The organism is Paraburkholderia gardini (genome assembly GCF_907164545.1).
Taxonomy (GTDB): Bacteria; Pseudomonadota; Gammaproteobacteria; order Burkholderiales; family Burkholderiaceae; genus Paraburkholderia; species Paraburkholderia gardini.
Genome location: NZ_CAJQZB010000042.1, coordinates 37304 through 57180, shown reverse-complemented (window position 1 = coordinate 57180; position 19877 = coordinate 37304). Strand labels below are relative to the sequence as shown.

At 62.7% G+C, this 19877-nt stretch carries 17 protein-coding genes; 12 read left to right on the top strand and 5 right to left on the bottom strand.

The features are described 5' to 3' along the window. Positions 1-199: 199 nt before the first annotated feature. Positions 200-511 carry a divalent-cation tolerance protein CutA gene (gene cutA / locus LPA37_RS23725; protein ID WP_228980498.1) on the top strand — a complete coding sequence of 104 codons (312 nt, stop codon included), beginning with the start codon at positions 200-202 and terminating at the stop codon, positions 509-511. Beyond that, complete coding sequence (dsbD, locus tag LPA37_RS23720; protein WP_229013865.1) at positions 504-2381, top strand: protein-disulfide reductase DsbD; 1878 nt, start codon at positions 504-506, stop codon at positions 2379-2381. Before cutA ends, dsbD begins: the two co-directional genes overlap by 8 nt. Before the next feature lie 190 nt (positions 2382-2571). Here dsbD and hemB read toward each other — a convergent pair whose 3' ends face one another. Both hemB and yihA read right to left on the bottom strand, forming a co-directional pair. Next, entirely contained in the window at positions 2572-3570 is a 999-nt protein-coding gene (hemB, locus tag LPA37_RS23715) for a porphobilinogen synthase (RefSeq protein ID WP_229013864.1), read from the bottom strand. A 231-nt stretch (positions 3571-3801) separates the two neighbouring features. Beyond that, positions 3802-4455, bottom strand: a complete 654-nt coding sequence (gene yihA, locus LPA37_RS23710) for a ribosome biogenesis GTP-binding protein YihA/YsxC (RefSeq protein WP_228980247.1) — start codon at positions 4453-4455, stop codon at positions 3802-3804. 231 nt (positions 4456-4686) lie between these two features. Between yihA and LPA37_RS23705 the strand changes: the two genes are divergently transcribed. From LPA37_RS23705 to msrQ, 5 genes are all read left to right on the top strand, one after another. Then, positions 4687-5340 carry a c-type cytochrome gene (locus tag LPA37_RS23705; RefSeq protein ID WP_228980249.1) on the top strand — a complete coding sequence of 218 codons (654 nt, stop codon included), beginning with the start codon at positions 4687-4689 and terminating at the stop codon, positions 5338-5340. Positions 5341-5461: 121 nt separating this feature from the next. Continuing rightward, positions 5462-7672 carry a cytochrome c biogenesis protein ResB gene (locus tag LPA37_RS23700; RefSeq protein WP_229013863.1) on the top strand — a complete coding sequence of 737 codons (2211 nt, stop codon included), beginning with the start codon at positions 5462-5464 and terminating at the stop codon, positions 7670-7672. A 4-nt stretch (positions 7673-7676) separates the two neighbouring features. After that, positions 7677-8876 carry a c-type cytochrome biogenesis protein CcsB gene (gene ccsB / locus LPA37_RS23695; RefSeq protein ID WP_228980253.1) on the top strand — a complete coding sequence of 400 codons (1200 nt, stop codon included), beginning with the start codon at positions 7677-7679 and terminating at the stop codon, positions 8874-8876. A gap of 168 nt (positions 8877-9044) precedes the next feature. Next, a complete protein-coding gene (gene msrP, locus LPA37_RS23690) occupies positions 9045-10040 on the top strand; it encodes a protein-methionine-sulfoxide reductase catalytic subunit MsrP (protein WP_228980255.1) in 996 nt (331 codons plus the stop codon). 11 nt (positions 10041-10051) lie between these two features. Beyond that, entirely contained in the window at positions 10052-10783 is a 732-nt protein-coding gene (msrQ, locus tag LPA37_RS23685) for a protein-methionine-sulfoxide reductase heme-binding subunit MsrQ (RefSeq protein WP_228980257.1), read from the top strand. Between the two features lie 88 nt (positions 10784-10871). Here the strand turns inward: msrQ and lysA are convergent, their stop codons facing one another. Both lysA and lptM read right to left on the bottom strand, forming a co-directional pair. Then, positions 10872-12137, bottom strand: a complete 1266-nt coding sequence (lysA, locus tag LPA37_RS23680) for a diaminopimelate decarboxylase (protein ID WP_229013862.1) — start codon at positions 12135-12137, stop codon at positions 10872-10874. A gap of 9 nt (positions 12138-12146) precedes the next feature. Beyond that, positions 12147-12509 (bottom strand): LPS translocon maturation chaperone LptM, encoded by a 363-nt coding sequence (lptM, locus tag LPA37_RS23675; protein ID WP_228980262.1) that lies wholly within the window; start codon positions 12507-12509, stop codon positions 12147-12149. Positions 12510-12544: 35 nt separating this feature from the next. Here lptM and cyaY point away from each other — a divergent pair, with 35 nt between their 5' ends. Then, positions 12545-12862: an iron donor protein CyaY gene (gene cyaY, locus LPA37_RS23670; protein WP_229013861.1), complete on the top strand. Its 318-nt coding sequence runs from the start codon at positions 12545-12547 to the stop codon at positions 12860-12862. A 102-nt stretch (positions 12863-12964) separates the two neighbouring features. Here the strand turns inward: cyaY and LPA37_RS23665 are convergent, their stop codons facing one another. Continuing rightward, positions 12965-15361 (bottom strand): penicillin-binding protein 1A, encoded by a 2397-nt coding sequence (locus LPA37_RS23665; protein WP_229013860.1) that lies wholly within the window; start codon positions 15359-15361, stop codon positions 12965-12967. A 242-nt stretch (positions 15362-15603) separates the two neighbouring features. Here LPA37_RS23665 and pilM point away from each other — a divergent pair, with 242 nt between their 5' ends. The 4 genes from pilM to pilQ are packed head-to-tail and all read left to right on the top strand — an operon-like array spanning position 15604 to position 19836. Next, on the top strand, positions 15604-16578 hold the full coding sequence (gene pilM, locus LPA37_RS23660; protein WP_229013859.1) for a type IV pilus biogenesis protein PilM: 975 nt from the start codon (positions 15604-15606) through the stop codon (positions 16576-16578). Positions 16579-16583: 5 nt separating this feature from the next. After that, positions 16584-17300 (top strand): fimbrial assembly protein, encoded by a 717-nt coding sequence (locus tag LPA37_RS23655; protein WP_228980272.1) that lies wholly within the window; start codon positions 16584-16586, stop codon positions 17298-17300. Continuing rightward, on the top strand, positions 17297-18193 hold the full coding sequence (locus LPA37_RS23650; protein WP_228980274.1) for a pilus assembly protein PilP: 897 nt from the start codon (positions 17297-17299) through the stop codon (positions 18191-18193). The genes LPA37_RS23655 and LPA37_RS23650 overlap by 4 nt, the downstream gene beginning before the upstream one ends. Next, positions 18190-19836, top strand: coding sequence for a type IV pilus secretin PilQ (pilQ, locus tag LPA37_RS23645; RefSeq protein ID WP_229013858.1), 1647 nt, complete (start codon positions 18190-18192; stop codon positions 19834-19836). Before LPA37_RS23650 ends, pilQ begins: the two co-directional genes overlap by 4 nt. Positions 19837-19877: the final 41 nt, after the last annotated feature.

The window sequence follows — 19877 nt, the reverse complement described above, 5'->3', positions numbered from 1 at the left end:
AACTTCCCGAACCGCCCGGTGCGGACCCGCATGCCGGGTGGTGTGGCAGGGGTACGGCCTCATGGCCGTCCCCTATGCCGATTTGTGCGACCGAATGCCGCGTTGGGCGCGTTCAGCGAGGTTATGGGTCGCGGTGATACGATAGCGCGATCGAGACACCTGCCTGTTGGAGCACGCTGTGAGCGCAATCGTGACCTTGATGCTGACGACGGCGCCCGACGCGGAATCGGCGGATAAACTCGCGTCGGGCGTGCTGAACGCGCGCCTCGCCGCGTGCGTGACGCAACTTGGCGCGGTGCGCTCCAGCTACCACTGGCAGAACTCGATCGAATCTGCCGAAGAGATCCAGTTGCTCTTCAAGACGAGCGTCGCGAGGGCGCTGGAACTCGAGCAATACATTCAAACTCATCATCCGTACGACATCCCCGAAATCCTTTCGTGGCAAGTCACTGCATCGGCGGCTTACGGTCAATGGGTCAATGCTGAAACTCAACGCACTCTACATGTTTAACTGTTCCAACCGACTCGCGCGCGGTCCGTTGCGCGCCGTCGCCATGTCGTTGCTATTGCTGTTCGTCGTGGCATTTGGACGGCCGGCTGTCGCCGCGGACGATTTCCTCGATCCCGACGTGGCCTTCAAATTCAGCGCCACCGAACAGCCCGGCGAAGTCGACGTGCACTACAAGGTCGCCGATGGTTACTACATGTACCGCGAGCGCTTTGCGTTCTCGACCCGCAACGGTACAGCCAGTCTCGGCGAACCTGTTTACCCCGCGGGCCACGTCAAGTTCGATGAGACATTCCAGAAGAACGTCGAAACGTATCGGGGCGATTTGACGATCCGCGTTCCCGTGAAGTCAGCGGCAAGCGGGTTCGACATTGCGGTGACGTCGCAGGGATGTGCCGACGCCGGCATCTGCTATCCGCCAATGGAGCGCGTCTATCACGTGAAAGGTGCGGCCCTGCAGGCGGCGGGCACAGGTGGTACGGCGGGAGCCGCTACGGCGGGGGCGGGGGCCTCCCAGCCTTCGCAGCAGGTCCAGGGCAGTGAGACGTCGTGGTACGAGCGGGCGACCAGCGCCGACTACGCAGCGTCACTGCTTCAGGGCGGCGGCTTTTTCGCGATCGTCGGCCTGTATTTTGTTGCGGGCGTCGTGTTGAGCCTGTTGCCGTGTTCGTATCCGATGATCCCGATTCTGTCGGCGATCATCATTGGTGAGGGCGCGCGGGTGACGCGGGCGCGCGGATTCTCGCTGTCGCTGGCGTATGTGGTCGGTATGGCGCTCGTCTATACCGCGCTGGGCATCGCTGCGGCGCTCGTCGGGCAGGGCCTCGGCGCGTGGCTTCAGAACCCGTGGGTGCTCGGCGCATTTGGCGTCCTGCTGGCTGTCTTCGCCCTGACGTTGATCGCCGGTTTCGATATCGCGTTGCCGCAGCGCTGGCAGAACGGCGCCACACGTGTTTCGCAAGGCCCTTCCGGTGGCAAATTCGCCGCCGTGGCAGGCATGGGTGCGCTGTCCGCACTGGTGGTGGGCGCGTGCATGACGGCACCGCTCTTCGCCGTTCTCGCGTTTATCGCGCACACGGGCAACGCGCTGCTGGGTGGCGCCGCGCTGTTTTCGATGGGAATCGGCCTCGGCGTGCCGCTGCTGATCATCGGTCTTGGCGCCGGAACACTGCTGCCTCGCGCGGGCGTGTGGATGGATGGCGTGAAGGTGTTTTTCGGGGTCGTATTGCTGGCGGCCGCCTTATGGATCGTCTGGCCGGTGCTCGACGCCAGCATACAGATGTTGCTGGGTGCGCTCTGGTTGTTGATCGCCGCAGCTGCGCTGGGGCTGTTCACGCCGGCTGCGGGTGGCAATTCGGTGTGGCGTCGGCTTGGCCGCGGCGTGGGCGCGGCGTTGACAATCTGGGCTGCCGTCTTGCTGGTGGGGCTCGCAGCCGGATCGACCGATCCGTTGCGTCCGCTCGCGGTGCTTGCAGCGCGCGGCGGCGCACCGGTTGCGGGTGCCGCCGCAGGCCAGTTGGCATTCGCACCTGTACGGTCATCGGAGCAGCTGGATCAGGCAGTCAAAACCGCTGCCCAGCCCGCGATGCTCGATTTCTATGCCGATTGGTGTGTCAGTTGCAAGGAGATGGAGAAGTTCACGTTCAGCGACCCGCGCGTCCATGCGAGGCTACAGCAGCTCAATCTGCTGCGCGCCGACGTGACTGCCAACAATCCCGACGACCAGACGCTGCTCAAGCGCTTCAAGCTGTTCGGCCCGCCCGGGATCATCTTCTTCGATCAAGGTGGTAACGAAGTGCTGCGAGTCGTCGGCTATGAGTCGGCGGACGTGTTCCTGCGCAGTCTGGAGCGTGCCGCGGCAGCGAAGTCGTAGCGAATCCATGCGACGCGGGGACGCGGGCGCGTGCGTCGGCAAGATTAGCGAGGCGTGTCGCCGATGCAACCGCGCTACATCCATAACCGCCGGCACCCGTCATCCAGGCTGAAAGGCTAAAAAAAAGCGCTTCGCAGCCGCGAAGCGCTTTTTACATACATGAAGGCCGCTCCAGTGCAGCTGAAACCGCCTACTTCTGCGACCTCAAGATCCGCGCCGCATCGAGCGCGAAGTACGTCAGCACGCCATCTGCACCGGCGCGTCTGAACGCCAGCAGCGATTCCATCATCGCCTTGTCGTGATCGAGCCAGCCGTTTTGCGCCGCCGCCTTCAGCATCGCGTACTCGCCGCTCACCTGATACACGTATGTCGGAAACCGGAACTCGTCTTTCACGCGACGCACGATGTCGAGATACGGCATCCCAGGCTTCACCATCACCATGTCCGCGCCTTCCTCGATGTCCATGCGCACTTCGCGCAGGGCTTCGTCGGAATTCGCCGGGTCCATCTGATACTGCATCTTGTTGCTCTTGCCGAGGTTCGTCGCCGAACCGACGGCATCGCGGAACGGGCCGTAGAACGCCGAAGCGAACTTCGCTGCGTACGCCATGATCCGCGTATGGATGTGATCCTCGCTCTCGAGCATTTCGCGGATCGCGCCGATCCGGCCGTCCATCATGTCCGACGGCGCGACGATGTCGACACCCGCCTCGGCCTGCGCGCGGGCCTGCTCCAGCAGGATTTCGACCGTCTGGTCGTTGATCACGTAACCCGTTTCGTCGAGCACGCCGTCCTGCCCGTGGCTCGTGTACGGATCGAGCGCGACGTCGGCCAGCACGCCAAGATCGGGGAAACGCTTCTTCAGTTCGCGGATCGCGCGCGGAATCAGCCCGGCTGCGTTCGTCGCCTCGCGCCCGTCGGGCGTCATCAACGAGGGTTCGATCGCCGGGAACAGCGAGATCACAGGCACGCCGAGCTCGACACACTGCTCGGCGACGCCCATCAGCAAATCCACCGAAACACGCTCGACGCCAGGCATAGACGCTACGGCTTGCCGCACGTTTGTGCCTTCGACGACGAAAACCGGGTAGATCAGATCATTGGTGGTGAGAATGTTTTCGCGCATCAGACGGCGCGAAAAGTCGTCACGGCGCATGCGGCGCGGACGGTGATGCGGATAGAAGCTCATGTCAGTATCGTGCGTGGAGAATATCGAAAAATGCCTGCCCACGGCGTTGCCAAACCTTTTTGAGACAATGGTATATCATACCGATCGAGCAAGGCGCCATGCGCTGACCTCCCCGCTTCTCCTCCCTGAGCGGGTGCCTGTCGTTTTTCGATTAGGCTGTTTGACCCGCCGTCTCTAGCGGCGGGTTTTTTTATGGGCGGCCGAAACGTGGGCGGGCCAATACGGTACGGCTTACGCCGCCGGGGCTTCGCCTTCGCTCGCGGCTGGAATCAGCCAGCTTTCGAGCAGTACGTGTGCTTCATCCAACCCGACGCGCTTGAGCGCCGAAAAAAGTTGCACGGTCAATTCACCCTGGTAACCCGCTGCACGGTACTCGGCGAGCCCTTTCTGAGTCGAACGCAAGGCGTTGACGCTTTCCTGGCGCGTCAATTTGTCGCACTTCGTGAGCAGCGTGTGGATCGGCTTGCCGGTGGGCGCAAACCATTCGATCATCCGACGATCCAGATCGGTGAGCGGACGGCGCGAATCCATCATCAGGATCATGCCGCGCAGCTGCGCGCGCGACTGCAGGTACGACGACAGCAGCGCTTCCCAGTGGGCCTTCGCGGCGCCCGGCACTTCGGCGTAGCCGTAGCCCGGCAGGTCGACGAGATGCGCGACGGGCTCGTCAGCGGGGCCCACGGAGAAGTAGTTGATATGCTGCGTGCGCCCGGGTGTCTTGCTGGCGAAGGCCAGCCGCTTCTGGTTGCACAGCAGGTTGATCGCGGTCGACTTCCCTGCATTGGAGCGCCCGGCAAAGGCGACTTCGGGTTGAGACGTGGCCGGCAGATCACGCAGGTGATTCACTGTCGTGAAAAAACGGGCTTGGTGTAGCAGGAAGGACATGGGGGAACCAGGATGTGAGACGCCCGGTAGCCCGGAGTGGGGACGGGACAAGCCCGACTGGCGTCTTCGCGATTAGCGAGTTATTGTACAATACGGCGGTTTACTGAAGACCGGCGAGGCAAGGAGCGTGCCTTACAGGCAATGGCCTCGACAGTAAAGAATCGCAGTAAAAGCATCACCGTCGTATTTTGCAGAACCTCTAATTCCCACAAGACGAAACAGGGTGTGCGAATGAATCGACTGTTCAAGTCTCTGATGGTGCTTCAAGTTGCGGCAGGTCTTTCAGGTTGGGTGGTCGAGGCAAGAGCAGCGGATCCGGCAAAGCCGGACGTGAATCGGGGGCAGGCAATTGCAGCGCAGGTTTGCGCTTCGTGCCACGGTGCGGACGGCAATAGTGCTGGCGGCGCATATCCGAAGCTGGCTGGTCAACACCCCGAGTACCTCGTCAAGCAGCTCAAGGATTTCAAGACGCAGCCCGGTGCAAAGCAGCCGGCGCGTAACAATGCGATCATGGCGGGCATGGCTGCCGCGCTGTCCGATCAGGACATGATCAACGTAGCCGCGTATTTCGCGACGCAGGTGCCAAAGCCCGGCTACGCGCATAACAAGAACACGGTTCCGCTCGGGCAGAAGATCTATCGCGGTGGAATTGCCGACAAGGGCATTCCGGCGTGCGCGAGCTGCCACGGTCCTACAGGCCAGGGCATTCCGTCGCAGTATCCACGTCTGTCGGGGCAGTGGGCGGATTACATCGTGGCGCAGCTGACCGCGTTCACGCAGGGGCCTGGCGCTCGCAACAACAACGAGGCGATGCACACCATCGCGAACCGTTTGTCGGATAGCGAGATCAAGGCAGTAGCGGATTACATCGCGGGTCTGCATTAACAAGCGGCCCGCTTGCAGGTACAACCGGCCCGTCGAGGCCGGTGAAAAACAAGAAAAGGGTGGGGGCATCGTCTCGTGGCGATCGCCCTTCACCCTTTTTTGCTGTTCAGTCGGAGTATGAATGAGCGTTACCACATCGGGTCTGGAGTTGAAGTCGGGTCAGCGCGCGACGCGTCGTGCGGTCGAGTTGCTGAGTTCGATGCGCTTTGCGATCGCACTGCTCGTCGTTCTGTCGATCGCGAGCATCATCGGTACGGTCCTCACGCAGGACGATCCGTATCCCAATTACGTCAACCAGTTCGGCCCGTTCTGGGCAGACATCTTCCGCTCGCTGAGTCTGTACACCGTGTACAGCGCGTGGTGGTTCATGCTGATCCTCGGCTTTCTGATCGTATCGATCTCGCTGTGCGTGATCCGCAACGCGCCGAAGATGATCGCCGACATGAAGAGCTGGAAGGACAAGGTCCGCGAAGGCAGCCTGCGGGCGTTCCATCACAAGGGCGAATTCGCCGTGCATGGCACGCGCGCGCAGACCGCCGCGCTGCTCGCGAAACTGTCCGGCAAGCTCGGCTACAAATTCGTTGTGCGCGAGACCGAAGGCGCGACGCTGATCGCAGCCAAGCGCGGTGCGATGACGAAGCTCGGCTACATCTCCGCGCACGTTGCCATTGTCGTGATCTGTATCGGCGGACTGCTCGACAGCAATCTGCCGATCAAGCTGCAGATGTGGCTCTTCGACAAGACGCCGATCCGCAGCAATACCGTCATCAACGACATTCCAGAAGAGCATCGGCTCTCGCAGTCGAATCCGACGTTCCGCGGTTATGCGTGGGTGCCGGAAGGCCAGCATGTGTCGACGGCGATCCTGAACCAGCCAGACGGCTCGCTCATTCAGGATCTGCCGTTCTCGATCGAGCTGAAGAAGTTCATCGTCGATTACTACTCGACCGGCATGCCGAAGCTCTTCGCGAGCGATATCGTCGTGATCGACCACAAGACGGGCGCACGGGTGCCGGCGCGGGTCGAGGTGAACAAACCGTTTGAATACGATGGCGTGTCGATCTTCCAGTCGAGCTTCCAGGACGGCGGCTCGCAGATGCAGATGACCGCGTTCCCGATGACCGGCGATACCACGAAGACCACGCCGTTCGGCGGACCGATTGGGGGCACGGCACCACTCACGGCGTCGATTCCGGGGGCGGATGGCGAAACGATCGAATTTACAGATTTCCGCGCGATCAACGTCGAAAACACATCGAACGGCAACGGTGCGACAGATGCGCGCGGCGTCGCCGCGCACCGCTCGCTCAAGGAAGCGTTCGACGAGCGTCTCGGTTCTGGCGCGAAGACGTCGAAGCCGGTCAATCTGCATAACGTCGGCCCGTCGGTCCAGTACAAGGTGCGTGGCAAGGACGGTCAGGCGCGCGAGTACAACAACTACATGCTGCCCGTCGACGTAAACGGCGAGCGCATGTTCCTCGCCGGCATGCGTCTGAATCCTGACGATCCGTTCCGCTACCTGCGCATTCCCGCCGACGCCGGCGGCACGGTCAAGGAGTGGATGAACCTGCGCGCGGCGCTCGAAAACCCGGCCATCCGTTCCGAAGCCGCGCATCGCTTCGCGCTGCGTTCGGTGCCCGGCTCGAATCAGGAACTGCAGCAGCATCTTGAAGAAAGCGCATCGCGCGTCCTGACCCTCTTTTCGGGTGCGGACGACGCGAACGGCAAGGCGCCGAACGGACAGGTGATCGGTGGCTTCCAGGCGATCGCCGGCTTTATCGATCATTCCGTGCCGAAGGGCGAGCAGGAAAAGGCCGCGGGGCTGCTGTTGCGCATGCTGGAAGGCTCGATGTGGGACGTGTGGCAACTTTCCCGCGAACAGGCCGGCGAAGCCGACGTCAAGGCCGATGCGAACAACAGCCGTTTCGTACAAAGCGCGATCAATGCGCTTTCGGACAGCTTTCTGTACGGATCGCCGGTCTATCTGCAGCTTGATTCGTTCAAGCAGATCCAGGCTTCAGTATTCCAGCTCGCGCGCGCGCCCGGCAAAAAAGTCGTGTATCTTGGCAGCCTGCTCCTCGTATTGGGCATCTTCTCGATGTTCTACGTCCGTGAACGGCGCCTGTGGTTCTGGCTCAAAGATACTGAGCACGGCGTGAATGTCGTGATGGCAATGTCGAGCGCCCGCAAAACTCTCGATTTCGAGAAGGAATTTGCCCAGACGCGCGACTCAGTCGGCGCCGTGCTGGGCGTCAAACCCACCGATGCATCCGACGCCGCCGGCTCTTCCGGCGCGCGCAAGTCGGCAGGCTCACAGGATTCGACCCGGTAAGATCATGGACTTGTCTCAGGTTTCCCCCTCCTCCTCGCGCAAGCATGCGCCCGCCAATCCAGCGTTCGACGCCGCGCTCTTCGACGAGCGACCGTTCCTGAAGCGCCTCGGCGCCGTAGACTGGCTGTTTGCGCTGGCGATGGTCGCGGGCGCGGGGTTCGCGCTGTCGCGCTATCACCCGTTCATGAACTACTACGACAAACTGGTGCTGGTATGCGCGGTGCCGGTTTTCGTCGTCCTCGGCTGGCGCTGGAAGCCGGCGCGGCTGCTGATCGCGGCTATTGCCGTGCTGTCGCTGTTCTCGATCCAGCTCTATCACGGCGACCTGACCCGTGCCGACAGTGCGTTCCTCCTCAAGTATTTCCTGTCGAGCCAGTCGGCCATCCTGTGGATGAGCGCGCTCTTCGTGCTCGCCACCCTGTTCTACTGGATTGGCCTTTTGTCGCGCTCGCCGACAGGCGCCGCGATCGGCTCGAAGATGACCTGGGCCGCTGTCCTGATGGGCTTCGTGGGACTGATGGTGCGGTGGTACGAGTCGTATCTGATCGGCGCGGATGTCGGCCATATTCCCATCTCGAACCTGTACGAAGTGTTCGTGCTGTTCAGCCTGATCACGGCGCTCTTCTATCTGTATTACGAAAAGCACTACAACACGCGCGCGCTCGGTGCGTTCGTGCTGCTCGTGATCAGCGCGGCCGTCGGCTTTCTGATGTGGTATTCGATCGCGCGCGATGCGCAGCAGATCCAGCCGCTCGTGCCGGCGCTGCAAAGCTGGTGGATGAAGATTCACGTGCCGGCGAATTTCATCGGCTACGGCAGCTTTGCGCTGTCCGCGATGGTTGGCGTCGCGTATCTGGCGAAAGAGCGCGGCGTGCTGGCTGACCGTCTGCCGCCGCTCGAAGTGCTCGACGACCTGATGTACAAGTCGATTGCCGTCGGCTTCGCGTTCTTCACGATCGCCACGATCCTCGGCGCGCTGTGGGCCGCGCAGGCGTGGGGCGGCTACTGGAGCTGGGACCCGAAGGAAACCTGGGCGCTGATCGTCTGGCTGAACTACGCTGCCTGGCTGCATATGCGCCTGATGAAGGGGCTGCGGGGTGCGATCGCAGCCTGGTGGGCGCTGACGGGCCTGCTGGTTACGACGTTCGCCTTCCTCGGCGTGAACATGTTCCTGTCCGGACTGCATAGTTACGGAAAGCTGTAAGATTTCCGGATTTCTGCCGACTGAATAACCGCTGGATGCTCCGCACCGGCGGTTTTTTTATGGCGATACGGAATTTTCGCGAACCCGGACTGTTTGTCTGAGTAGTGCATATGCAGGCCAGGTCGAACGATCAGGAACGTGGCCCGCACGGCCATTGAGGAGCAGCACATGTGGATCAAGCGAAGCGACAGAATTCAGCTCAGCGGTGACGACATCCCGCGCAGTGAAATCACGCCGCGCCGGATATTCGAGAACCGGCGGCGCGTGTTGCAGGCGGCTGGAGTGGCTGCGATGGGCGGCCTGATCGGCGTCAGCGGCGAAGCGCTGGCGGCATTCGCAGCGCCCGACAGCAAGGCGCAGAAGCTCAAGGTCATGACGAACGCAAAGTTCGTCGTGCCCGACAAGGTCACGCCGTTCAAGGACATCACGACGTACAACAATTTCTACGAATTCGGCACCGACAAGAGCGATCCTGCGCGCAACGCGGGAACGTTGCGGCCACGTCCGTGGCGTGTGAGCGTGGAAGGCGAGGTGAAGAACGCGAAGGTCTACGATATCGACGAACTGCTGAAGCTCGCGCCGCTCGAAGAGCGCGTGTACCGGCTGCGCTGCGTCGAGGGCTGGTCGATGGTGATTCCGTGGATCGGCGTGCCGCTCGCCGAGCTGATCAGGCGCGCGCAGCCGACCGGGAACGCGAAATACGTGGAGTTCGTTTCGCTGGCTGATCCGTCGCAGATGCCGGGCCTGTCGACGCCGATCCTCGACTGGCCGTATTCCGAAGGGCTGCGCATGGACGAAGCGATGAATCCGCTGACGCTTCTGACGATGGGCGTCTACGGTGAAGTGCTGCCCAATCAGAACGGCGCGCCGGTGCGCGTCATCGTGCCGTGGAAGTACGGTTTCAAGAGCGCGAAGTCGCTGGTGAAGATCCGTTTCGTCGACACGCAACCGAAGACCAGCTGGAACACGTACGCGCCAAAGGAATACGGTTTCTATTCGAACGTGAATCCGAACGTCGACCATCCGCGCTGGAGCCAGGCGACCGAGCGGCGTATCGGTGAAGACGGCTTCTTCCAGCCGAAGCGCAAGACGCTGATGTTCAACGGTTACGGCGACCAGGTTGCGTCGCTGTATCAGGGCATGGACCTCAGGAAGAACTTCTGAGCATCGACGACATGGCTTCCGACATGCAGGGTATTTCACCCGATTCCCCGACGCGACGCAGCCGCGCCCCGGTTCCGGCTTCTTCGGCTTCGGGCGCGACGCGCAGGCCGGCTGTCGCGGCGGGAAATCGCTGGATCGTGCCCGCGAAGATCGCTGTTTTTATCGCGGCGTGGTATCCGCTTGCGCGGATCGTGCTCTTCGGGTTCACGGACCGGCTGGGCGCCAATCCGATCGAGTTCATCACACGCTCGACGGGCCTGTGGACGCTCGTGTTTCTGTGCATCACGCTGGCCGTGACGCCGCTGCGCCGGCTGACGGGTATGAACGCACTGCTGCGCTTTCGGCGCATGCTCGGCCTCTATGCGTTTTTCTACGGTGCACTGCATTTCACGACCTACATCTGGTTCGACAAGTGGTTCGACGTCGCGGAGATCCTGAAGGACATCGGCAAGCGACCGTTTATCACTGTCGGTTTTGCTGCGTTCGTGCTGCTGATTCCACTGGCGGTCACGTCGCCGAAAGCGATGGTGCGCAAGCTCGGACGTCGCTGGCAGACACTGCATCGCGCGATCTATGCGATTGCCGCGCTCGCGATCCTGCATTTCTGGTGGATGAAGGCGGGCAAGCACGACCTGCTGCTGCCGAAGATTTACGGCGCAATCGTGATCGCGCTGCTCGGCTGGCGCCTCTTCGTGTGGCTGCGGGAGCGGTTCACAAAACAGGAAGTCCCACGACGCCGCTAAATGAATGGCGTGAACGAAAAAAAATCGATGTCCGCCAAGGTATCGATTTTTTTATGGACGACAGATAGATGCAGACGCGCGGACGCGATCAGTCCTGCAGCAGCGACTCGCCCGCGAAGAGCGCTGTCACTTCCTCACGGGCACGCGCGACGTGCACCTTGTCGCCGTCGACCATCACTTCGGCCGCGCGAGGACGTGTGTTGTAGTTCGAACTCATCGCAAAGCCGTAGGCGCCGGCGGAGCGGATCACTAGCAGATCGCCGGGTTCGACGGCAAGTTGCCGGTCGCGGCCGAGCCAGTCGCCGCTTTCGCAGACCGGGCCGACGACGTCGTACACCTGAACCGGCTGGCCGTCGCGCTGTACGGCGGCTTCGATCCGGTGGAACGCTTCGTACATCGCCGGACGTGCCAGATCGTTCATCGCCGCATCGACGATCGCGAAGTTCTTTTCCGCGCCCGGCTTCAGGAATTCGATGCGCGTGAGCAGCACGCCCGCGTTGCCGACCAGCGAGCGGCCGGGTTCGAAATACACTTCGCGATGACCATGACCGCGTTGCTCGATGCGATCGAGCAGCGTGCGCACGAAGTCGCCGATATCCGGCGGCGTTTCGTCGTCGTAGACGATGCCGAGGCCGCCGCCCACATCGACGTGACGGATCGTCATGCCGTCCGATTCGATCTGCTCGACGAGGTCGAGAAGCTTGTCGATTGCGTCGAGATACGGTGCGATTTCGGCGATCTGTGAGCCGATGTGGCAGTCGATGCCGACCACCTCGAGGTTCGGCATCGCCGCGGCGGCGCGATACGTGGCGCGCGCGTCTTCGAATGCCACGCCGAATTTGTTCGACTTGAGACCGGTGGATATGTACGGATGTGTTTTCGCGTCGACGTCCGGGTTCACGCGCAGCGACACGGGCGCCTTTTTACCCATCGACCCGGCTACCTCGTTGAGGCGATCGAGTTCAGGAATCGATTCGACGTTGAAGCATTTCACGCCGGCCGTGAGTGCTTCGCGCATTTCGGCGGCGCTTTTGCCGACGCCCGAAAACACCACGTTCGCAGCCTTGCCACCCGCCGCGAGCACGCGGGCGAGTTCGCCGCCGGACACGATGTCGAAGCCCGCGCCGAGGCGTGCGAATACGTTGAGCACGGCGAGATTGCTGTTCGCTTTCACCGCGACGTGAACCTTCGCGCGGCGTCCGGTGCATGCGCTGGCATACGCGTTCCACGTTCCGGTGAGCGCGGCGCGGGAATAGACGTAAAGCGGCGTGCCGAACTGCTCGGCGAGCGAAACGACGGAGACGCCCTCGGCGTGGAGTACGCCATCGACGTAGGCAAATGCGGATGAAGTCATGCGAGAGTCTTATTGATCGGAAGAGGTGCCGGAAGCCGGAAGCGCTTTTGCTGGCGACGAACCCGTACCGGGTGCCGTGCGAAGCTCGCTATCCGGCGACAGCGAAAGCGGAGTCCCCGAGGTATCAGGTACGGTGCCGGCCACACCCTTCGACGCCGACATGTCGCTCGAAGCGGTTTCTGCGTCAGGACGGACTTCGTCGGGTGACGGCGGTTGCGTCTGCTCGTTGGGTTTTGCCGGCAATGGCGGTACTGTAGGCAAGTAGAGCGCGCCGCGCTGGCCGCATCCGCCGAGTACCGCGCCTGCGAAAATGGCTAAAGCCGCTACAATCGCGCGGGGCGCCGCCGCGCTCATCCTGAATGCGACTCGCATGACTGTCCCTGAATGATTAATCGCTGGAGTTTAGCATGTCCGACAGTGAATACCTGACCCGCGCGGAGGCCGTTCTGGCCGCTGTGGAGCGCGCCATCGACGACACCGATGCCGATATCGAATTCGAACGAAGCGGCAATGTTTTGACGCTCGAATTCGAGAACAAGACGAAGATCATCGTGAATCTTCAGCCGCCGATGCGCGAAATCTGGATCGCCGCGAAAGCGGGCGGATTCCATTTCCGCTTCACCGACAACGCGTGGCGCGATACGCGCAACGGCACTGAATTTTTCTCCGCGCTGTCGGACTACGCGACGCAGCAGGCGGGCGAGACGGTAACGTTCCAGCCCTGAGCGTTCGATGCGGCAAATGAAAAAGCCGCCGCACCTTTCGGTGCTGGCGGCATCCAGAAGAACACGCTGACGGCGGTGAGTGACCGGACCCAATCGCCCGCGTCAATGTCTCTTGAACAGGTTCATGATGTCCTGCTTTTCCTGTTCACCCACCTGCTCGGGCGCGGCGGCCGATGCGCCACTCGCTTCATCGGGCGTCGCCTGACTCACGCCCACCGTAGAAACAAATCCGTGTCCGGGCGTGAAGTCGTCGAAGTACAGTTCGTCGCCGATCGACACCACGTCTTCCGGCATCGGCATCTTGTACTCGGGCACGCCCTTTAGCGCGCGGCCCATGTAGTCGACCCATACCGGCAACGCGAGGCCGCCGCCCGTTTCCTTGTCGCCGAGACTGCGTGGATTGTCGTAGCCGATCCATGCGATCGCGGTCAGCGTGTGCTGGTAGCCGGCGAACCATGCGTCGCGTGAATCGTTCGTGGTCCCCGTCTTGCCGGCGAGATCGGTGCGCTTCAGGACGTTTGTTTTCGCGCCCGTGCCGCGCTGCGCGACGCTCAGGAGCAGGCTGTTCATCACGTAAGCGTTGCGCGGATCGATGGCATGCGGCGCGCTTTGCCCCGCGACGAGCGGCTGGGCGTGCGCCACCACCACGCCGCGCTGATCGGTCACTTCTGCGATCAGATACGGATTGATCCGGTATCCGCCGTTCGCAAACACCGAAAAACCGCCGGCCATCTGCAATGGCGTCACGAGCCCGGCGCCGAGCGCCATCGGCAGATAGGCCGGATGACGATCCGCGTCGAAACCGAAACGCGTGATGTACTGCTGCGCGTACTTTGTGCCGATGTGGTTCAGGATGCGGATCGACACGAGGTTCTTCGATTTCTGCAGCGCGGTGCGCATGGTCATCGGCCCGTCGAAGCCGCCGCCGTAGTTCTTCGGCTCCCACGCCTGGCCACCGGTTTCGGCGGCGGTGAAGAAAAGCGGTGCGTCGTTGATGATCGTCGCGGGCCCCAGCCCTTTTTCGAGCGAAGCCGAATAGATGAACGGCTTGAAGCTCGACCCCGGCTGACGCCATGCCTGCGTCACGTGATTGAACTTGTTCTTGTTGAAGTCGAAACCGCCGACCAGCGCGCGGATCGCGCCATCCTGCGGAACGACCGACACGAATGCGCCTTCGACCTGTGGCAACTGCGTGATCGACCAGCTGTCGTCTTCGTTTCTCACGACGCGGATGATGGCGCCGGGTCGCACGCGCTGGTTCGGCTGCGCGCGCGTGCCGAGCGCAAACGAAGCGAAGCGCAGGTTGTCGCCCTGAATCGTGATCGAGTTGCCGTCGATGAGCGTGGCCTGCACCTGTTTCGGATTCGCCGACGTGACGACCGCCGCGATGATTTCGCCATTGTCCGGATGCTCGATCAATGCGTCTTCGATGGCCTGTTCGCGGTCGTCGGCGTCCGATGGCAGTTCGATGAACGCTTCCGGCCCGCGATAACCGTGGCGCCGCTCATAGTCCATCAGCCCTTTGCGAAGGGCGTGATACGCGAGGTCCTGATCGGCCGAATCGATTGTGGTCACCACGTTGAAGCCACGCGTGTACGCTTCCTCGCGATACTGCGCGTACATCATCTGCCGCACCATTTCCGCGACGTATTCCGCGTGCACGCTGAATTCCCTGCCGGCGCCCTTCACGATGAGCGGTTGCCTTGCCGCGGCGTCGTACTGTTCCTGGGTGATGTAGTGCAATTCCAGCATGCGCGTGAGGATGTATTCCTGCCGCACCTTGGCGCGCTTCGGATTGACGACCGGGTTATACGCTGACGGCGCTTTCGGCAGCCCTGCGAGCATCGCCGATTCGGCGAGCGACAGGTCTTTCAGATCCTTGCCGAAATAGACGCGCGCCGCGCTCGCGAACCCGTACGCACGCTGACCGAGATAGATCTGATTCATGTACACCTCGAGAATCTGATCTTTCGTGAGTTTCGACTCGATCTTGTAGGCGAGCAGCATCTCGTAAATCTTGCGCGTGTATGTCTTCTCGCTCGACAGAAAGAAGTTGCGCGCGACCTGCATCGTGATCGTGCTTGCGCCCTGCGTGGCGTGGCCGTTCGACAGCGCGACGAAGCCCGCCCGCGCGATGCCCGCGAGATCGACGCCGCCGTGATCGTAGAAGCGCGCGTCTTCGATGGCGAGCACCGCTTTCTTCAGACTATCCGGCACATCCTGAATGTGCACGATGTCGCGCCGCTCCTCACCGAACTCACCGATCAGCACATGGTCGGCCGTGTAGATGCGCAACGGCACCTTGGGCCGGTAATCGGTCAGTGCGTCGAGCGAAGGCAGGTTAGGTGTTGCAACGACGAGTGCATAGCCCAGCACGAGCCCGGCGCTCACGATGCCTGCAATGATGAGCCCCACGAAGCCGAGGATGATCGTGAGCCAAAGCGGACGTTTGCGCTTTGGCGGGACAGGCGGCGGGGACGCAGGCGACGAAGATTGCATATGAATACCAGAAAAACAGTCCCGCGATTATAGCTGCCCGAACCGTAAGCTTTCGACGTGCTTACGCCCGGACAGCGCGCCGCGCAGGGGATGATCTAACTGTAGCCGTTTTGCCTGCGCGCGGGGCATGCGCGAGGCCACGTTAGCCATCCGGCCGAGTATCGCGTGAGGTGGCCGCTGAGCAGAATTCTTCCTGTCGTCGCGTCCGAATGGTTCGGCACGCGATTCTGAAAGGAGGCGTCATGGCACTCAGAAATACGTGGATGCCGGTGGTGCGCCGTTTTGCAGCGGGCATCGATATCGGTCAGCAGGAAATCAGGCTCGTCGCGTTGAGCCAGCGTGCGGGAAGCGACAGTTCCGTGCGGCTCGAGTTCATCGCTGTCGAGCCGTTATTCGCGGGCGCACTGGCGGGCGCGGAGATCGTCAATCGCGCGGCGGTGGGTACAGCGCTACGTGCGCTCTTTGCACAACTGCCGCGGGATATCAGGTCGCATCTGTTCCGGTGCGCGATGGCCATGCCCGCGTCGGCCACGATGACAACCTCGGTGCCCATGGCGAACCTTGCTGCGCCCCATCGTTCCTTCGTGGGCGATCACGCGCTCGCCGCGCTTGAGCCGGCCGTCATGGCTGAAGCGGAGCGCGTCGCGGGTATCGAACGGCATGCGCTCGCGGTCGACTGGTTCATCGACGATTCGCCGCAGCGCAGTGGCTGCGTGACCATCGCGGCAACCACGAGAACACACCTCGAAGCGCGCATGGAATGCGCGGCGGCCGCGGGCATCACGCTCACCGCGATCGATGGCGAACCGCACGCCGCATTGCGGGCGATGCGTCATGCGGCTTCGCTCGAACTCGACGAGTCCGATGCTTACGCGGCGATCTGGGTCGGCGACGAAGGCGTGTACGGCTGGCGTGTCGCTGACGAATCGGTCGTCGCGGAAATGCACTATCCCGCACCCGAACATGCCGATCTTGTCGAGGCGCTTCGCGATCTTGCAGGCGAAGGCGTGAGATGTGCGGCCCTGAGCGGCCAGGTCGAACTGCTCCAGAGCATTGGGTTTACGGCCGCTGATCTGGGCGACGTGCTCGGCTGCATGATGCTTCCGTTCGAATGTGTGCCGCCAGGCGACGACACCCTTCCGCTTCGTGACGATCTGCTGCATGAGCCCGCATTTGCCGTTGCATTCGGTCTCGCGTTGCGCGGACTCATGGAGTGATGCGCGTGCCATTTCTACAGATCTTCGCTGTGCGTAAGCCTGTCGCGCGATGCGGGAAGCCGGGCGGATTCAACCTGTTGCCGTATCGCGAGCGTGACAGGCGTCTTGCGCGACGACGCTGCGCGCTTGAGTGGTCCGGTGCGGCCGCCGCAGGTGCTGTTGCGGCATTGATGCTGGCGGGCTGGCACGCATTCGAGGGGGCGCGGCTCGACGCACAACGCGCGTCGGTTGAACGCGCGCTCGCGCAATTTGCGGCGCCGCTCGCGGAGCAGGGCGCGCTTCTTCGCGATGCGCGGGAACGCGAAGCGCGTGAGGCGCAGGCAGCGATTGCATCGGCACCGCTTGTGCATCTGCTCGATCTGATGGAAGCGTTGAGCGAAGACGATGTGCCTGATAGCGACGGCGTCGTTGTGCAGGAAATGCGACATCGTCCGCACGAAACCGAATTTCGCGCGGTGGCCGTCAATCACGTCGCTCCCGCTGCGTGGCTCAGGCGACTGGCGACGGTGCCGGGTTCGGAGAACGTGGAGATGAAAGAGCTGCATCGAACGTTGCCGGGAAACGGGCCGCTCATCTCACCGGCTGCACGCGCAGCGGTGGAATTCGCAGCGCGTGTGCGCTGGGCAGGTGTTCCGGGTGACTCAACGAGAGCGTCTGTACCGGCGAACTCAGGCGCGGTGAGCGCAAACGCGCAGGCAGACAACATGAGAGGTAAAAAATGAACAGTGCGGTTGCCGGCCGTCTGGCCAATGCGAATGGAAGCGGCCTCGTTGCAACATTGCTCGCCCACGCCCGCCTTCCACCTGAAGCGTGGAGTGGGCGTCGTCGATCCGCGTTCGCTTTTCTGGTTGCGCTCGCGGTCTTTCTCGCTGGGGCCCACGCCTGGCAACGCGCGGATCTGGGCGGCGCGCGGTTGAGCCGCTCACTCCTCGAGCAGGCGCGACAAAATCTGGGCGAGGCGCGGCAGGCGACGACGCGGTTGCCTGCGTTGCGTAGCGCGGCTGCGAACGCACCCGCACTGCGCGATGCAACGAACTGGACGTCCGCGGACGATCTGCATGCGGTATCGCAGCTAGCCGGCAAGCACGGCGTGGAATTGTTGACGCTGGAACCGCAACCGCTGACCGGAACTGGAATCACGGCAACGCGACCTCTGCGCCTCACGGCGCGCGCTGATTTCGCCGGGTGGCTGGGATTTCTGCGTGGTCTGTCAGATCTGCCGACGCTTGTCGTGCCGGGCGACGTGACGATCAAACGGCAAGGCGACATGCTGACGATCAACGCGACGCTCGATACGTTTCCCGCACTGCGTCCCGTGTTTGCGCGGCAGACTGGAGAGTCGACGGCTGATGCAGACGAAGATTTCCTTTTCTTCGATCCGTTTTCACCCGTGAACAGACCGCTGATGGCGGAAGATGCGTCGCTGCGTCTCGTTGGCCTGTTGCGCAATTCTCTACGGGGTCTTGCACTGGTTGAGACACCCGATGGCGTTACCGCAGTGACGGTCGGCGATCATCTGGGTGTCGAGCACGTGACGCGTATCGACGCGCCCGGCGTCGGGCTCGCCGGAAACGGCCGCACACGCACGCTGACGTTCGCGGAGATGGCGTCATGACCGGGACGCTACGTTTTTACGGCACGCTGTGCTGGCTATGTCTTTGCCTGAGCGTCGGTACGACGCTGGTGCATGCGTCGCTGCCGCCGTTGCCCGAATACATGCCGATGGACGACGCACTGGCTCCCTACGGATTGCCGCCGTTACCCGGTAGCGCCAATGCTGGCGCGTCGAACACGTTCGACGACGGCATGGCGGCGGAACGTGCATCGTCCATGGATACGGGAGATGGCTCGTCAACGGGTCCCGCTTCAGGTGAAATCCCGAACGGCCGCGAGGCGTCTGCTGAAACAGCGGCTACCGGAGGCCCGCCATCGAAATTGCCCGGCGGTGATGCAAGTGCCCAGCCGGTGCTGGAGGGGCCGCCAGTCCCGCTTGCATCGCCGCAGCGAATGAGTCAGCCGACGCCCGCGGCAACGGACGACACACAGGACGCCGCCCGGCCAATCACGCTCAACTTCCAGCATGCGGAGCTTGGCGCGGTTCTCGATGCGTTCGCGCGCTTCACGGGGCTCAATATCGTCGCAAGCGAGCGGGTGCGCGGCTTTGTTTCATTGCGGCTCGACAAGGTACCCTGGCGCGCCGCGTTCGATACGTTGCTCGATGTCAACGGCCTTGCGATGGAGCGGCGCGACAACGTGATCTGGGTCGCCCCCATCGCGGACCTCGCCGCGCGCGAGAAGCAGCGCTTTGAAGCCCATGCGCGGGCCGCCGATCTGGAGCCGCTCGCAAGCCGCATGTTCGAGCTGCACTATGCGCACGCCGAGGACATCCGGAAACTGCTGGGTGCCTCGGGCGCGCAGCGCGTGCTGTCCAAACGCGGTTCCGTCATGGCCGATCCGCGGACCAATCTGCTGTTCGTCACCGACATCGCGGGGCGTCTCGCGCAGATTGCCGATCTGCTTGCGTCGCTTGACCGGCCGACGCGCCAGGTGCTGATCGAGGCGCGCATCATCGAAGGCGAGCAGGGGTTTTCGCGCAATCTGGGCGTGAGGCTGTCGATGAGCGCCACCAATACCGACGACACTTCGCGCGGATTGAGCGGCGGCAAGGAGGGCGCCGTCTACGATCTGTCGGCACGGCCCATTGCGGGCTTCGACGCGGCGACGGCCGGGCTGACGTTATTCGCGGCTCACGCCACGCGGCTCCTGAACATCGAGTTGAGCGCGCTGGAGGCCGAGGGGCACGGCCAGATCGTTTCCAGCCCGCGGGTCGTGACAGCCGACCGCATGAAGGCGGTCGTCGAGCAGGGTACGGAGCTGCCGTATCAGGCCAAGGTCGGGCAGGGCGTCTCCGGCGTGCAGTTTCGCCGCGCGACGCTCAAACTGGAGGTCGAACCGCAGATTACGCCCGACGGCCGGGTGATCCTGGACCTCGACGTGGCGAAGGACAGTGTCGGAGAGCAAACCGATGCTGGGCCGGCGATCAACACCAAACATGTGCAGACGCGGGTCGAGGTGGAAGACGGCGGGACGGTGTCGATCGGCGGCATTTACGCCTCCGACGACCGTAACGATGTGACGCGGGTGCCGCTCCTGGGCAAAATACCGCTTTTGGGCGCGCTTTTTCGCCATACGGCGCACCGTGACCAGCGCAGCGAACTGGTCGTTTTCATCACGCCACGGGTTGTGCAGACGAATTGACGGCCGGTCGCAGCGTCCGGCTGCAGGCTCGACAAGGCAGT

What these genes read in the sequence shown, in the direction of transcription:
- cutA (WP_228980498.1), top strand. Translation starts at nt 200, where the DNA reads ATGCTGACGACGGCGCCCGACGCGGAATCGGCGGATAAACTCGCGTCG.
- dsbD (WP_229013865.1), top strand. Translation starts at nt 504, where the DNA reads ATGTTTAACTGTTCCAACCGACTCGCGCGCGGTCCGTTGCGCGCCGTC.
- hemB (WP_229013864.1), bottom strand. Translation starts at nt 3,570, where the DNA reads ATGAGCTTCTATCCGCATCACCGTCCGCGCCGCATGCGCCGTGACGAC.
- yihA (WP_228980247.1), bottom strand. Translation starts at nt 4,455, where the DNA reads ATGTCCTTCCTGCTACACCAAGCCCGTTTTTTCACGACAGTGAATCAC.
- LPA37_RS23705 (WP_228980249.1), top strand. Translation starts at nt 4,687, where the DNA reads ATGAATCGACTGTTCAAGTCTCTGATGGTGCTTCAAGTTGCGGCAGGT.
- LPA37_RS23700 (WP_229013863.1), top strand. Translation starts at nt 5,462, where the DNA reads ATGAGCGTTACCACATCGGGTCTGGAGTTGAAGTCGGGTCAGCGCGCG.
- ccsB (WP_228980253.1), top strand. Translation starts at nt 7,677, where the DNA reads ATGGACTTGTCTCAGGTTTCCCCCTCCTCCTCGCGCAAGCATGCGCCC.
- msrP (WP_228980255.1), top strand. Translation starts at nt 9,045, where the DNA reads ATGTGGATCAAGCGAAGCGACAGAATTCAGCTCAGCGGTGACGACATC.
- msrQ (WP_228980257.1), top strand. Translation starts at nt 10,052, where the DNA reads ATGGCTTCCGACATGCAGGGTATTTCACCCGATTCCCCGACGCGACGC.
- lysA (WP_229013862.1), bottom strand. Translation starts at nt 12,137, where the DNA reads ATGACTTCATCCGCATTTGCCTACGTCGATGGCGTACTCCACGCCGAG.
- lptM (WP_228980262.1), bottom strand. Translation starts at nt 12,509, where the DNA reads ATGCGAGTCGCATTCAGGATGAGCGCGGCGGCGCCCCGCGCGATTGTA.
- cyaY (WP_229013861.1), top strand. Translation starts at nt 12,545, where the DNA reads ATGTCCGACAGTGAATACCTGACCCGCGCGGAGGCCGTTCTGGCCGCT.
- LPA37_RS23665 (WP_229013860.1), bottom strand. Translation starts at nt 15,361, where the DNA reads ATGCAATCTTCGTCGCCTGCGTCCCCGCCGCCTGTCCCGCCAAAGCGC.
- pilM (WP_229013859.1), top strand. Translation starts at nt 15,604, where the DNA reads ATGGCACTCAGAAATACGTGGATGCCGGTGGTGCGCCGTTTTGCAGCG.
- LPA37_RS23650 (WP_228980274.1), top strand. Translation starts at nt 17,297, where the DNA reads ATGAACAGTGCGGTTGCCGGCCGTCTGGCCAATGCGAATGGAAGCGGC.
- pilQ (WP_229013858.1), top strand. Translation starts at nt 18,190, where the DNA reads ATGACCGGGACGCTACGTTTTTACGGCACGCTGTGCTGGCTATGTCTT.